General features: G+C 47.4%; 9 protein-coding genes. 7 read left to right on the top strand and 2 right to left on the bottom strand.

Annotation, left to right across the window (positions count from 1 at the left end; genetic code table 11):
• Positions 1-409: 409 nt before the first annotated feature.
• The 4 genes from deoC (at position 410) to deoD (ending at position 4,813) form a co-directional block, all read left to right on the top strand.
• Positions 410-1,186, top strand: coding sequence for a deoxyribose-phosphate aldolase (gene deoC / locus ACVA6Q_RS09705; protein ID WP_353496956.1), 777 nt, complete (start codon positions 410-412; stop codon positions 1,184-1,186).
• A 251-nt stretch (positions 1,187-1,437) separates the two neighbouring features.
• Complete coding sequence (gene deoA, locus ACVA6Q_RS09700) at positions 1,438-2,772, top strand: thymidine phosphorylase (RefSeq protein WP_446647371.1); 1,335 nt, start codon at positions 1,438-1,440, stop codon at positions 2,770-2,772.
• Between the two features lie 16 nt (positions 2,773-2,788).
• A complete protein-coding gene (locus tag ACVA6Q_RS09695) occupies positions 2,789-4,009 on the top strand; it encodes a phosphopentomutase (protein ID WP_353496954.1) in 1,221 nt (406 codons plus the stop codon).
• An 84-nt stretch (positions 4,010-4,093) separates the two neighbouring features.
• Complete coding sequence (gene deoD / locus ACVA6Q_RS09690; RefSeq protein ID WP_353496953.1) at positions 4,094-4,813, top strand: purine-nucleoside phosphorylase; 720 nt, start codon at positions 4,094-4,096, stop codon at positions 4,811-4,813.
• A 69-nt stretch (positions 4,814-4,882) separates the two neighbouring features.
• On the opposite strand, the gene ACVA6Q_RS09685 is transcribed toward deoD, so the two are convergent.
• On the bottom strand, positions 4,883-5,485 hold the full coding sequence (locus ACVA6Q_RS09685; RefSeq protein WP_353496952.1) for a YtjB family periplasmic protein: 603 nt from the start codon (positions 5,483-5,485) through the stop codon (positions 4,883-4,885).
• Positions 5,486-5,592: 107 nt separating this feature from the next.
• Here ACVA6Q_RS09685 and serB point away from each other — a divergent pair, with 107 nt between their 5' ends.
• A complete protein-coding gene (gene serB, locus ACVA6Q_RS09680) occupies positions 5,593-6,561 on the top strand; it encodes a phosphoserine phosphatase (protein ID WP_418641984.1) in 969 nt (322 codons plus the stop codon).
• Between the two features lie 78 nt (positions 6,562-6,639).
• Here serB and ACVA6Q_RS09675 read toward each other — a convergent pair whose 3' ends face one another.
• Positions 6,640-8,985 (bottom strand): PilZ domain-containing protein, encoded by a 2,346-nt coding sequence (locus tag ACVA6Q_RS09675; RefSeq protein WP_446647370.1) that lies wholly within the window; start codon positions 8,983-8,985, stop codon positions 6,640-6,642.
• A gap of 255 nt (positions 8,986-9,240) precedes the next feature.
• On the opposite strand from ACVA6Q_RS09675, the gene radA reads away from it, so the two are divergent.
• Both radA and fusA read left to right on the top strand, forming a co-directional pair.
• Positions 9,241-10,620, top strand: coding sequence for a DNA repair protein RadA (gene radA / locus ACVA6Q_RS09670; protein WP_338165214.1), 1,380 nt, complete (start codon positions 9,241-9,243; stop codon positions 10,618-10,620).
• A 292-nt stretch (positions 10,621-10,912) separates the two neighbouring features.
• Complete coding sequence (fusA, locus tag ACVA6Q_RS09665; protein ID WP_446647369.1) at positions 10,913-12,994, top strand: elongation factor G; 2,082 nt, start codon at positions 10,913-10,915, stop codon at positions 12,992-12,994.
• Positions 12,995-13,023: the final 29 nt, after the last annotated feature.

The following is a 13,023-nucleotide window of genomic DNA, read 5'->3' as shown; positions in this document are numbered from 1 at the left end:
CCGTAGCAAGATATTGCTGCGGGGCTTTTTTGGTTTTTGGGGACCAGAAAACCTCAATAGTCCTTTTGGGATAAGGGATGAATGATGGACAACGGAACTTTTTTGAGATACAAACCGTTTGCGTTTTAATCAGTACTACCGTTTTAGATATCGCTCCTATACTGTATAGGCTACTCAGTAACTCGTGATGTTTTTTCTTTATTGCAGACTCATGGGTTATACAGCCAGAGCCAGTTCTCACCCAGATAGGAATCAGGTGATCTTAACGAGCAGGTACTGTGCGGTGACAGGGATAGCAATTGGTAAGGCAGTGAGTTTGCCCTACCGAGTCTTCAAGGAACCAAGTCCGTTCATTTATTGCTGACGTGTTTGTCAGATAATTAATTGAATATATTGACCGGAGATAGAAATGAGCGATTTAAAATCAGCAGCTCTACGTGCACTTAAACTTATGGATCTAACCACGCTAAATGACGACGACACAAACGAAAAAGTGATCGCACTATGTCACGACGCGAAAACCGCTGTGGGTAACACAGCAGCGATCTGTATTTACCCTCGCTTTATTCCTATTGCTAAGAAAACCCTTCGCGAACAAGGTACGCCAGAAGTACGTATCGCGACGGTAACGAACTTCCCACACGGCAACGATGACATCGAAATTGCTGTAGCAGAAACCAAAGCAGCAGTTGCTTACGGCGCAGACGAAGTAGACGTAGTATTCCCATACCGCGCACTTATCGCTGGCAACGAAGAAGTGGGTTTTGAGCTAGTGAAACAGTGTAAAGAAGCGTGTGGCGACATTCTTCTGAAAGTGATCATCGAAACCGGCGAGCTAAAAGAAGAAGCTCTGATCAAGAAAGCATCAGAAATCTGTATCAAAGCAGGCGCTGACTTCATCAAAACCTCAACAGGTAAAGTGCCAGTTAACGCAACGCCAGAATACGCTCGCATGATGCTAGAAGTTATCCGCGATATGGGCGTAGCAAAGACAGTTGGTTTCAAACCTGCTGGCGGCGTACGTACTGCAGAAGATGCAGCAGCGTACCTAGCAATGGCAGACGACATCTTAGGCGCAGACTGGGCAGACAACATGCACTACCGCTTTGGTGCATCAAGCCTACTGACCAACCTACTGAATACATTAGAAGTAACTGACGAGACGGCGGATCCTAGCGCTTACTAAGTTACTTTGCGGGAGTGTAGGTCGTTGGTTCTGCGCTTTCACCCCCTCTAGCTCCCCCCTTATTAAGGGGGAGAACCACTGCTCGTTACTGACGTAACGTTGCACTTTTTTATAAGGCGATGCGAAAGCGAGCCAGTGGTTCCTCCCCTTAATAAGGGGAGGCTAGGAGGGGTAAAATCCACCACTCCCAAATCCCGCAACTTCTACCCTACACTTATTCTGTACTTCAGCACTTCGCTGTGGAGGCACTAATGTATTTACCACAAGAAATTATTCGTAAAAAACGCGACGGTCATGAACTGAGCGCGGAAGAGATCAACTTCTTCATTCAAGGCGTTGCGAAAGACACGGTATCAGAAGGTCAAATTGCAGCATTTGCGATGACCATCTTCTTCAATGAAATGACCATGCCAGAGCGTATTGCACTGACTTGTGCCATGCGTGACTCTGGCATGGTTATCGACTGGAGCCATATGAATTTTGGCGGGCCGATTGTCGATAAGCATTCAACCGGTGGTGTTGGTGATGTGACGTCGCTAATGCTTGGCCCAATGATTGCCGCTTGCGGTGGCTTTGTCCCTATGATTTCTGGTCGTGGCCTTGGCCACACAGGTGGTACGCTGGATAAACTGGAATCTATTCCGGGTTACAACATTACGCCGACCAATGATGTGTTTGGTGAAGTGACCAAAGATGCTGGTGTTGCGATTATTGGTCAGACTGGCGATCTTGCGCCAGCAGACAAGCGTGTTTACGCAACTCGTGATATCACCGCAACAGTGGATAATATTTCGCTTATCACAGCGTCAATCTTGTCGAAGAAGCTAGCCGCAGGCCTAGAATCTCTGGTTATGGATGTCAAAGTGGGCTCGGGCGCTTTCATGCCAACCTATGAAGCATCGGAAGAGCTGGCGAATTCTATTGTTGCTGTTGCTAATGGTGCGGGTACTAAGACGACGGCTATCCTGACCGATATGAACCAGGTACTCGCATCGTCTGCGGGTAATGCTGTTGAAGTGCGGGAAGCAGTGCAGTTCCTAACGGGTGAATACCGTAACCCACGCTTGTACGCAGTGACCATGGCGCTATGTAGTGAGATGTTGGTACTGGCTAAGCTTGCAGAAGATACAGAGCAAGCAGAAGCTTTGCTTAACGAGGTACTCGATAACGGCAAAGCGGCTGAGTGTTTTGGCAAAATGGTGAAAGGTCTTGGTGGCCCAGCTGATTTTGTTGAAAACTACGACAACTACCTAGAAAAAGCAGAAATCATTAAGCCGGTGTTTGCAGATACCGAAGGCATCGTTTCTGCTATGGATACGCGCGCAATCGGCATGGCAGTAGTAGGTATGGGCGGTGGTCGCCGTGTAGCTACTGATGCTATCGATTACGCGGTCGGTTTCGACCAATTCATTAGGCTTGGCGAAACGGCAAACCAAGACAAGCCACTCGCGATGATTCATGCTCGCAGTGAAGCTCAGTGGCAAGAGGCGGCAAGTGCGCTGAAAGCGGCGATTACTGTCTCAGATGAACCTTATACAGAAACGCCTTGTGTATACCGCCATATTCGTGCGGAAGACCTAGCATAAGGACGGAGAGAAAGTTATGAAACGTGCATTTATTTTAGTGTTAGATTCTTTTGGCATTGGCGCTACCGCGGATGCGGACAAATTTGGTGATGTCGGCTCAGACACAATGGGTCACATTGCAGAGCAGTGTGCGAAAGGTCTGGCTGACAACGATCAGCGCAGCGGCGAATTGAAGCTTCCAAATCTTTCTAAACTAGGCTTAGCGATGGCTCATAAAGAGTCAACCGGTAAGCTTGCTCTTGGTCTTCGCGACGACGTTGAGATCATCGGTGCTTACGGTCACGCGGCTGAGCTATCTTCTGGTAAAGATACTCCGTCAGGTCACTGGGAAATTGCCGGTGTTCCAGTTCTGTTTGACTGGGGCTACTTCACTGACAAGCAAAATAGTTTCCCGAAAGAGCTGACTGACCGCATTCTTGATCGCGCGGGTCTTGATGGCTTCCTAGGTAACTGCCACGCATCAGGCACGCAAGTGCTGGATGACCTAGGTGAAGAGCATATGAAGACAGGGCAACCTATCTTCTACACCTCTGCAGACTCGGTATTCCAAATCGCGTGTCATGAAGAGACTTTCGGTCTTGACCGCCTACTAGAGCTTTGCCAAATTGCCCGAGAAGAGCTAGAGGATTACAACATTGGCCGCGTGATTGCGCGCCCATTTATCGGTGCGGGTAAAGGCCAATTTGAGCGCACGGGTAACCGTCGCGACCTGTCTGTTGAGCCGCCAGCGCCAACAGTGCTGACTAAGCTTGTTGAAGAGAAGCAGGGCGAAGTGGTCTCTATCGGTAAGATTGCCGATATCTACGCCAACTGCGGTATCACTCAAAAAGTGAAAGCAACCGGTATTCCTGCGCTTTTCGAAGCGACGAAAGAGCAAATCCAAAAAGCAGGTGATAACACCATCGTTTTCACTAACTTTGTCGACTTTGATTCCGCATACGGCCACCGCCGTGATGTGGCAGGTTATGCTGCAGCGCTTGAGTACTTTGACTCACGCATCCATGAAGTCATTGAACTGATGCAAGAAGACGATGTGCTGATTCTAACAGCGGACCACGGCTGCGACCCAACATGGCAGGGTACTGACCATACTCGTGAGCATATCCCGGTTATTGTCTACGGCCAAAAAGTACCAGCAGGTTCTTTGGGCCTTCGTGACAGCTTTGCTGATATTGGTCAAAGCCTTGCAAGCTACTTTGGTACATCCTCAATGGATTACGGGAAGAACTTCCTATAATTAACAGTGGCTGAGTACCTTAGGTGCTTGGCCGTATCTTGCTCCAACCCTAAAATTTACACGAACAACATAAAGGAAAAAATAATGGCAACTCCTCACATTAATGCGGAAATGGGTGATTTTGCTGACGTAGTATTGATGCCGGGTGACCCACTACGTGCAAAATACATCGCGGATACCTTCTTAGATGACGCTGTACAAGTGTGTGATGTTCGTAATATGTACGGTTACACAGGCACTTACAAAGGTCGTCGTATCTCAGTAATGGGCCACGGCATGGGTATCCCTTCGTGCTCAATCTACGTGACTGAACTTATCAAAGACTTTGGTGTGAAAAAAATCATCCGTGTGGGCAGCTGTGGTGCGGTAAGCGAAGACATTAAAGTACGCGACGTTGTTATCGGCATGGGCGCATGTACTGACTCGAAAGTGAACCGTATTCGCTTCAAGAACCATGACTTTGCAGCAATCGCTGACTACAAAATGGTGAAAAACGCGGAAGAAGCAGCAAAAGCACGTGGTATCGACGTAAAAGTGGGTAACCTGTTCTCAGCAGAGCTGTTCTACACGCCAGATCCAGAAATGTTCGACGTGATGGACAAATACGGCATTGTTGGTGTGGAAATGGAAGCGGCAGGCATCTACGGTGTTGCTGCAGAATATGGCGCGAAAGCTCTGGCTATCTGTACCGTTTCAGACCACATTAAAACGGGTGAGCAAACCACATCTGATGAGCGTGCAACGACGTTCAACGAAATGATGGAAATTGCACTGGATTCCGTTCTTCTGGGTGACGCTGAGTAATTTAGTGTTCCTTCTGAATAGACAAAGCCTCGCGAATGCGAGGCTTTTTTAGTTTTGACTACTATTTTGTTAAGGCTGCTTGAGCAATAGGTTTTCGCCTTTATTCTTTGGCTGCTTGCGAAGCAGCACCATCAGCAATAGTCCACATAAGAAACTCATTAAGATCATCATGTACATAAAGCGATCACTCTTGCGGTAGTGATGATCAGAGATAGCGGTCACTTTACCGGTCTCAAAGGTAATGCGCACGAAGCCAATAATGGTGTTGTCGTTAATGATCGGTTCGACGAGCTGCTGACGGCCGATACTCGCAGTAGACAGCGGGGTATCGAGTCCCAACACGTCACGAACCGTCTTTGCTGCATCACTGGCTGCAACTTTGACCCCTTCCGAATCATAGACGGTCGCATCAAGTACTAGGCGCTCGCTAGCAAGTTGGTTGGTCAAGGCTCCAAGTCGCTCTTGATCTTGGTCGATCAGCATCTGTCTTGCCGATTGCGAGGCCTGAGAAATCAGAACTTTGGAGAGAACTTCGAGCTGATTGGCTTGAATACGCTCGTTGCCTTTACTGATCAGCACACTATTGGTGGTGATAAAAAACACCATGGCACCAATCAGACAAAGCGCGACTAAGCGTAAAAAGTTTCTAAACGAAAACAGTGAACCATCCATAAAAGTGCAAAAGTACTAAGAAATGACGAATTGGTTCATATTGATGCTTGCACAACTAAATTGCAATAGGTAACGTTTTGGGAGCACATTTAAAGGAAGGATTAGCCATGGATGCTATTAAGCCGCTTGCAATCAGTAAGCGTATTCCACTTAAACAACGATTCCCAGAGACGCTTCTCGCTCATTCTTTAGAGCGACGTACAGCAACATGGATTGTGTACGCACAGTACCTGTCGACAGACATGTTCAACGATTTGGACTTTTACATTGGAGAAACCACTCGCATTTTAGATATTTGGCAAGTCGGTCGTTATGAGGTTGCGCTAATGGAGGGCAACTTAACTGCTGAGCATAGCCAAATATTGGATGAATTGAATGTCGATTACGCACGCTTGTGCGACGTACCTGATCTCAACAAGCCAGGCGTTATTGTGCTGGATATGGATTCTACCGCGATTCAAATCGAGTGTATTGACGAGATCGCGATACTTGCTGGCGTTGGTGAGCAAGTCTCTGAGGTGACAGAGCGCGCGATGCAGGGGGAGTTGGACTTTGAGCAAAGCTTACGTCAACGTGTCGCCGCGCTAAAAGGCGCCGATGAGTCAATTTTGGCCGAGGTTCGTGAGTCACTGCCATTGATGCCAGAGCTTCAAGAGATGATCAAAACGCTGCAAAGCTATGGCTGGAAGACGGCAATTGCCTCTGGTGGTTTTACTTACTTTTCGGATCATCTCAAAGAGATGTTGAACTTGGATTTTGCCCAGTCTAATACACTAGCAATCAAAGAAGGCAAGCTATTAGGTGAAGTCGTGGGTGATGTGGTATCGGCTCAAACCAAAGCGGACATCTTGCTAGATCTCGCCGAAGAGTATGATGTTGAAGCACATAACACTATCGCCGTAGGGGATGGTGCCAATGACTTAGTCATGATGGGCGCAGCAGGACTTGGCATCGCTTATCATGCGAAACCAAAAGTGGAAGCGCAGGCTCAGGTAGCGATCAGGCACGCAGGTTTAGGCGGGATTGTTTGTATTCTTTCGGGGCTGCTGGCAAGGCAGAAAAAAATCGGTTGGTAAGCTTGAGCTTATCCAGTCAAGCTTATAAAAACGGCCCTAGCAGGGGCCGTTTTTCGTAAGCGGTTCAAGGCTTCGCGGTTAGCTATTCATCTCTAGGCGAATCAACACTTCTTCTGTGATATCTACCAATTCGCAATAGCCAATAATGGCGGTCATTTCATTTTCAAGATTTCGCGCATGACTGAGGCTTAACGACAATAGTTCATTGATGTCTTTTTTCATTAGTGTGGTCAAGGCATCATACACTGGGCCTGAAGTAACCCGGAGGATATAGAGCTCCCCCATATTGAGCGCATCTTTAATAAAGTTGATGCGTTGTTGGGTTGATTCAAATTCATCGCGTACTTTGGTGTGAATCGATTGGATCCTATCCCCAAGCTTGAGCACACCTATGTACAGTTCGAATGCGACAGGCTTAGCTCCTGGCTTGCGCTTGAGAGGCTCAGCTAATAGCGAATTGCTGCGGCCTTTGAAGATAGGTTCGAGCGCAAGCTTTTGCTCGTGACCGATACGCTCAAAAAACTGTAAGTAACCAGGAAGTGGGAAGTTAACCCCAACCGAGCGACATTTGACAGATGTGCCGCGTTTATCGACGTAAACGGGTGTCGAGACCATCTTTCCAAGCAGTACATTATGCAGGGCTTCAAGTAGTGATGAGCTTGGCAAGATCTCTTGCTGAGCCACCAATTTGTCCTGATTGCTCTCGATAATACCGCGGAAAAACGCAATGGTTTTGACGGTTTTACCTGACTCGACAATTTTAAGGTGAATGGTCTTCCTATCTGCAGATAAACGAACGATTTCGTAGGGCACCTGGTTAAGTGGAATACGTTGGTTGTAGCGCTTTAGCTCTAGATAGTCGACGGAAATAAGAGAGCCCGAAGGTATGTTAAGCGGCTCGGTAAGCTGAATGCTGGCGCCATGTTTGGATAAGTCGACCGTGGCGCCTGGTATAGTGGTGCCGTCCGGTGTTGTCGTCACCAGTGGGGAGCGAAACTGATATCTGGGCTCCTTGCGACGGGATTTTGCATCAAAATACAGGCCACGCGGCTGCGATTTGACGTTTCTCGGGTGCCTAAACCGGTTCAAAGAACTGGCTGGTAGACGCGGTTTTTCGGTAAACAGATAGTCACTGGCCGACTTGTCGTCACTGATTTCTTGCAAAATACCAAAGTGGGTCAGTTTTTCATCGTGCCCAACCAGTTCGCCGTAATGTTTTGAAATAGTCAGCATGTCGTCGGTGGAAAGTTCAAACACCGATAGACGGAATGCGCGCCAGCTAGCGCGTCGTCCACCCACGTGCCAGAACAGTTGTCGCTCTTGGCGCTCGGCTTCTGGCATCATCATTGAGTAAAACAGCTTCATGCCGTTGTGCTCATGGGTAAAGGTATAAAGAACGTTGCTACAACCTTTGATTCCAGCCTTTACCAACATCTCCATACGTTCAGTGGAGAATAATGAGGCCAGTGATTGCTGGTTACGCTCGTCATTCCAATAACGCCAGATGTCTTGGTTGTTTTCGGTAAGCAAGGCGACCTTAAGATCATTGCCGCTGAAAAACAGCGGTAGATTACAAGCATGCTTAAGATAGGTGTGTTCAAAACCGCGGGTACGGGCACGAGTAATGCGATCTTGGTTGTCATGGCGAACTTTTTTGGACTCAGTATTGAGCATCTTATTAACTACAAGCTCAACCGCGTTAGTGCGAGTTAGTCTTAGAGTTCGCAAGTATTTCACAGGTGAGACGCCATGCAGCCCATCGACGCCTAGAACGCGATACTCGATCGGCTTGGTGATTTCTTTAAGCTGACTGGTTTCGGCAAGCTCATCGAAACTCACACTAATGATCTGGCCTAAATCGTAGTCAAAGGTGCCTGGGACTTTGAATTTGGCACCGGAACTCGATAGGTCGACACTGAGGCCAATGATGGTTTCACCATTTTCTAGTGTTATGGAGACTTGCGATTCCACTTTTAAACGGCATTCTTTGCGTTTTAGGTCATACCCTAAGTTAATTGGGCTGGCAGCATATGGGCTTTGTGGATCGGTGAGATCGCCGCGGTGGGCGTTGCGCTGCTCATCACCAAGGTTACTAAGGGTTTTTTTATCGACCAAAAGCTCCCACACCCCCTCTGTATAACCGCCGTATTTCCGGGTTAGGTGATGGTAGGAGTTAAATGCACGATCGTCGAGCCAGTGAGACAGTCCGTCTAATTGATATTCGTGGCAGTTCGTTGATACGCGACCACGTAAGTCTATACGCTTGTGACACGGTGCCATAAGACGGTTGAGCTCCATTTTTACCAACAACTTGGTAGAAGGAGATTCACCTTCGGTGACTTGATTCAGCACTAGTTCGAAGTCTTCTGCGTGATAGGCTGATATCAAGCGCTCTGCGATGGAAAGTATTTCTGTTTGCTGCATGAGTTTTGTTAAAGTGTCCCTGTGATGATGGATTTCATCAAAATAAGTACAGCGTAATGCCCTATATCGGCTACCATGCCGAAAACCTTAACGGTATGTACAAGAAAGATAAGTTATTCTTGCACCTTATTCTTTGTGTATTGTCATAACTTGACAATACTTTGAGCGTTTGGATGCTCAAAACTAATAGATTAATCAATAATTAATGCAACCCAGTGCATTTATAGCACCAGAGTAAGTAGGTTAGTTCAAAATATGGCAAAAGCGAAAAGAGCTTATGTGTGTAATGATTGTGGCGCAGATTTCCCACGCTGGCAGGGGCAATGTAATGCTTGTGGCAGTTGGAATACGATCAGTGAGGTGCGTTTAGCGGCATCTCCGCAAGTCGCGCGCAACGAGCGACTAACGGGCTATGCTGGTGGTGCAAACGAATCGACGATTCAAACTCTGTCTGAGATTGACCTGCAAGAGGTGCCACGTTTTACTAGCGGCTTCAAAGAGCTAGATAGAGTGTTAGGTGGCGGCGTGGTTCCAGGCGCAGCGATTCTGATTGGTGGTAACCCAGGTGCGGGTAAGTCGACACTCCTATTGCAAGCGATGTGTTGGTTATCCTCACAGATGCCGACACTTTATGTTACTGGTGAAGAGTCGCTTCAGCAGGTAGCGATGCGAGCTTCTCGTTTAGGGCTGCCTAAAGAGCATCTTAAGATGCTGTCTGAAACCAATGTCGATCGTATTTGCCAAATCGCTGAAAAAGAACAGCCAAAGTTGATGGTCATCGACTCGATTCAAGTTATGCATGTGGCTGATGTTCAGTCGTCTCCTGGTAGTGTGGCTCAAGTTCGCGAATCGGCGACGGCATTAACCCGTTATGCAAAACAAAATAATGTGGCGATTTTCATTGTTGGCCACGTAACTAAAGACGGTACGTTAGCTGGCCCTAAGGTGCTCGAGCACATTATTGACTGTTCCGTACTTCTCGATGGGGGCACCGATAGCCGATTTAGAACACTTCGCAGCCACAAGAACCGATTTGGCGCGGTGAATGAGCTGGGTGTGTTCGCAATGACAGGGCAGGGCTTAAAAGAAGTCAGTAACCCGTCGGCTATCTTCCTGTCTCGTGGTGAAGAAGAAACTTCGGGCAGTTCGGTGATGGTGGTTTGGGAGGGGACTCGTCCGCTGCTTGTTGAGATCCAAGCGCTGGTGGATTATAGCCAACTGGCGAACCCGCGCCGAGTGGCTGTTGGTCTTGAGCAAAACCGTTTGTCGTTGCTACTAGCGGTACTGCACAAGCACGGAGGGCTTCAAATGGCGGATCAAGATGTATTCGTCAATGTAGTGGGTGGTGTGAAGGTGACAGAAACCAGCGCTGACCTTGCTTTAGTTATGGCACTGCTTTCCAGTTTCCGTGACCGTCCATTGCCAAAAGATGTGGTTGTGTTTGGTGAAGTGGGTCTTGCGGGTGAAATTCGTCCGGTACCAAGTGGCCAGGAGCGTTTAATGGAAGCGTTTAAACACGGCTTTAAAAAAGCGATTGTTCCAGCGGCGAACATGCCAAAAGGCGGCATTGAAGGCATGCAGATCCACGGCGTGAAGAAGCTTTCAGAAGCGATTTCAGCATTTGATGAACTTTAATGGTGGTTTTTGCTTGAATTCAGGTAGAATACCGCCAACGAAAGTATGATTTTGCGAAATGACATCGAAAAATCACCAAGAGCAGCTAAAATTAACTGCGATCTGGTAACAACTCCCAAACCCGTTGAAGCTTGATGACGTAAGCCTTGAGAGACCATTTCTCCCAAGGTGGCGTGTTATCGAGTCGGGTTCGGGTAACTTTTTTTTAATACACATGCACGCAGAGGTATCGGTCTTTACAGATTGTGATATACTCTGCGCGCAATTTATACCTTATAAACAGAGTAAGACAATGGCAGATTTATCAAAGTACAGAAACATTGGTATTTTCGCGCACGTTGATGCGGGTAAAACTACCACCACTGAGCGTATCCTTAAGCTTACTGGTAAAATCCACAAAACTGGTGAAGTACACGACGGTGAGTCTACAACTGACTTCATGGAGCAGGAAGCTGAGCGTGGTATCACAATCCAGTCTGCTGCGGTAACTTGTGAGTGGAATGGCCACCGCCTAAACGTTATCGATACTCCGGGACACGTTGACTTTACAGTTGAAGTATATCGTTCACTTAAAGTACTAGACGGCGGTATCGGTGTATTCTGTGGTTCTGGTGGTGTTGAGCCTCAGTCAGAGACAAACTGGCGCTATGCTAACGAATCAGAAGTATCTCGTCTGATCTTCGTTAACAAACTAGACCGTATGGGTGCAGACTTCTTTAACGTTGTTGACCAAGTTAAGAACGTTCTAGGTGCTAACCCACTAGTAATGACTCTGCCTATCGGTCGTGAAGACGATTTCGTTGGTGTTGTAGACGTACTAAACCGTAAAGCTTACGTTTGGGATGATTCTGGTCTTCCAGAAAACTACGAAGTTCAAGACGTTCCAGCTGATATGGTTGACGATCTAGAAGCTTACCGTGAAGAGCTAGTTGAGACTGCTGTAGAGCAAGACGACGACCTAATGGAAGCTTACATGGAAGGTGAAGAGCCTTCTATCGAAGACCTTAAGCGTTGTATCCGTAAAGGTACTCGTGACCTAGCGTTCTTCCCAACATTCTGTGGTTCTGCATTTAAGAACAAAGGTGTTCAGCTAATCCTTGACGCTGTTGTAGATTACCTACCAGCTCCAACTGAAGTTGACCCACAACCTCTAACAGATCCAGAAACTGGCGAGCCAACTGGTGAAGTTGCTACAGTATCTGTAGATGAGCCACTACGCGCACTAGCGTTCAAAATCATGGACGACCGTTTCGGTGCTCTTACGTTCATCCGTATTTACTCAGGCCGCTTGAAGAAGGGTGACACTATCCTTAACTCTGCGACTGGTAAAACAGAGCGTATCGGTCGTATGTGTGAGATGCAGGCTGACGAGCGTAACGAACTTACTGAAGCACAAGCTGGTGACATCATCGCTGTTGTTGGTATGAAGAACGTTCAAACTGGTCACACTCTATGTGATCCTAAGCACGAATGTACTCTAGAAGCTATGATCTTCCCAGAACCAGTAATTTCTATTGCTGTTTCTCCAAAAGACAAAGGTTCTACTGAGAAAATGGGTATCGCGATCGGTAAAATGGTTGCAGAAGATCCATCTTTCCAAGTTGAGACTGATGAAGATTCAGGTGAAACTATCCTTAAAGGTATGGGTGAACTTCACCTAGACATCAAGGTAGACATCCTTAAGCGTACTTACGGCGTTGAGCTAGAAGTAGGTGCACCACAGGTAGCTTACCGTGAAACTATCACTCAACCAGTTGAAGATAGCTACACGCACAAGAAGCAATCTGGTGGTTCTGGTCAGTTCGCGAAAATCGACTACCGTATCAAACCAGGCGAAGCGAACTCTGGCTTCACGTTCTCTTCTTCAGTTGTTGGTGGTAACGTTCCTAAGGAATTCTGGCCAGCAGTTGAGAAAGGCTTCGCGAGCATGATGGACAACGGTGTTCTAGCTGGCTTCCCTACGCTAGACGTAGAAGTTGAGCTATTCGACGGTTCATTCCACGCAGTTGACTCTTCGGCAATCGCTTACGAAATCGCAGCGAAAGGTGCATTCCGTCAGTCTATGCCAAAAGCTGGTGCACAGCTTCTTGAGCCAATCATGCACGTTGACGTGTTCACTCCAGAAGATCACGTTGGTGACGTAATCGGTGACCTTAACCGTCGTCGTGGTATGATCAAAGACCAGCAAGCTGGTACTACTGGTGTTCGTATTAAAGCTAACGTTCCTCTATCAGAAATGTTTGGCTACATCGGTCACCTACGTACTATCACTTCAGGTCGTGGTCAGTTCTCTATGGAGTTCGAACACTACGCACCATGTCCAGCAAACGTTGCTGAAGAAGTTATCGCTAAAGCGAAAGAAGACAACAAGTAATTGGTCTTTAACTTCAGATAGTAAAAACC

This window comes from Vibrio sp. DNB22_10_4 (assembly GCF_052879755.1).
This window is presented reverse-complemented; position numbering and strand designations above follow the sequence as displayed.

Excerpts from the sequence above, each read along its gene's own strand:
- deoC (WP_353496956.1), top strand. The coding sequence starts at position 410 with ATGAGCGATTTAAAATCAGCAGCTCTACGTGCACTTAAACTTATGGAT.
- deoA (WP_446647371.1), top strand. The coding sequence starts at position 1,438 with ATGTATTTACCACAAGAAATTATTCGTAAAAAACGCGACGGTCATGAA.
- ACVA6Q_RS09695 (WP_353496954.1), top strand. The coding sequence starts at position 2,789 with ATGAAACGTGCATTTATTTTAGTGTTAGATTCTTTTGGCATTGGCGCT.
- deoD (WP_353496953.1), top strand. The coding sequence starts at position 4,094 with ATGGCAACTCCTCACATTAATGCGGAAATGGGTGATTTTGCTGACGTA.
- ACVA6Q_RS09685 (WP_353496952.1), bottom strand. The coding sequence starts at position 5,485 with ATGGATGGTTCACTGTTTTCGTTTAGAAACTTTTTACGCTTAGTCGCG.
- serB (WP_418641984.1), top strand. The coding sequence starts at position 5,593 with ATGGATGCTATTAAGCCGCTTGCAATCAGTAAGCGTATTCCACTTAAA.
- ACVA6Q_RS09675 (WP_446647370.1), bottom strand. The coding sequence starts at position 8,985 with ATGCAGCAAACAGAAATACTTTCCATCGCAGAGCGCTTGATATCAGCC.
- radA (WP_338165214.1), top strand. The coding sequence starts at position 9,241 with ATGGCAAAAGCGAAAAGAGCTTATGTGTGTAATGATTGTGGCGCAGAT.
- fusA (WP_446647369.1), top strand. The coding sequence starts at position 10,913 with ATGGCAGATTTATCAAAGTACAGAAACATTGGTATTTTCGCGCACGTT.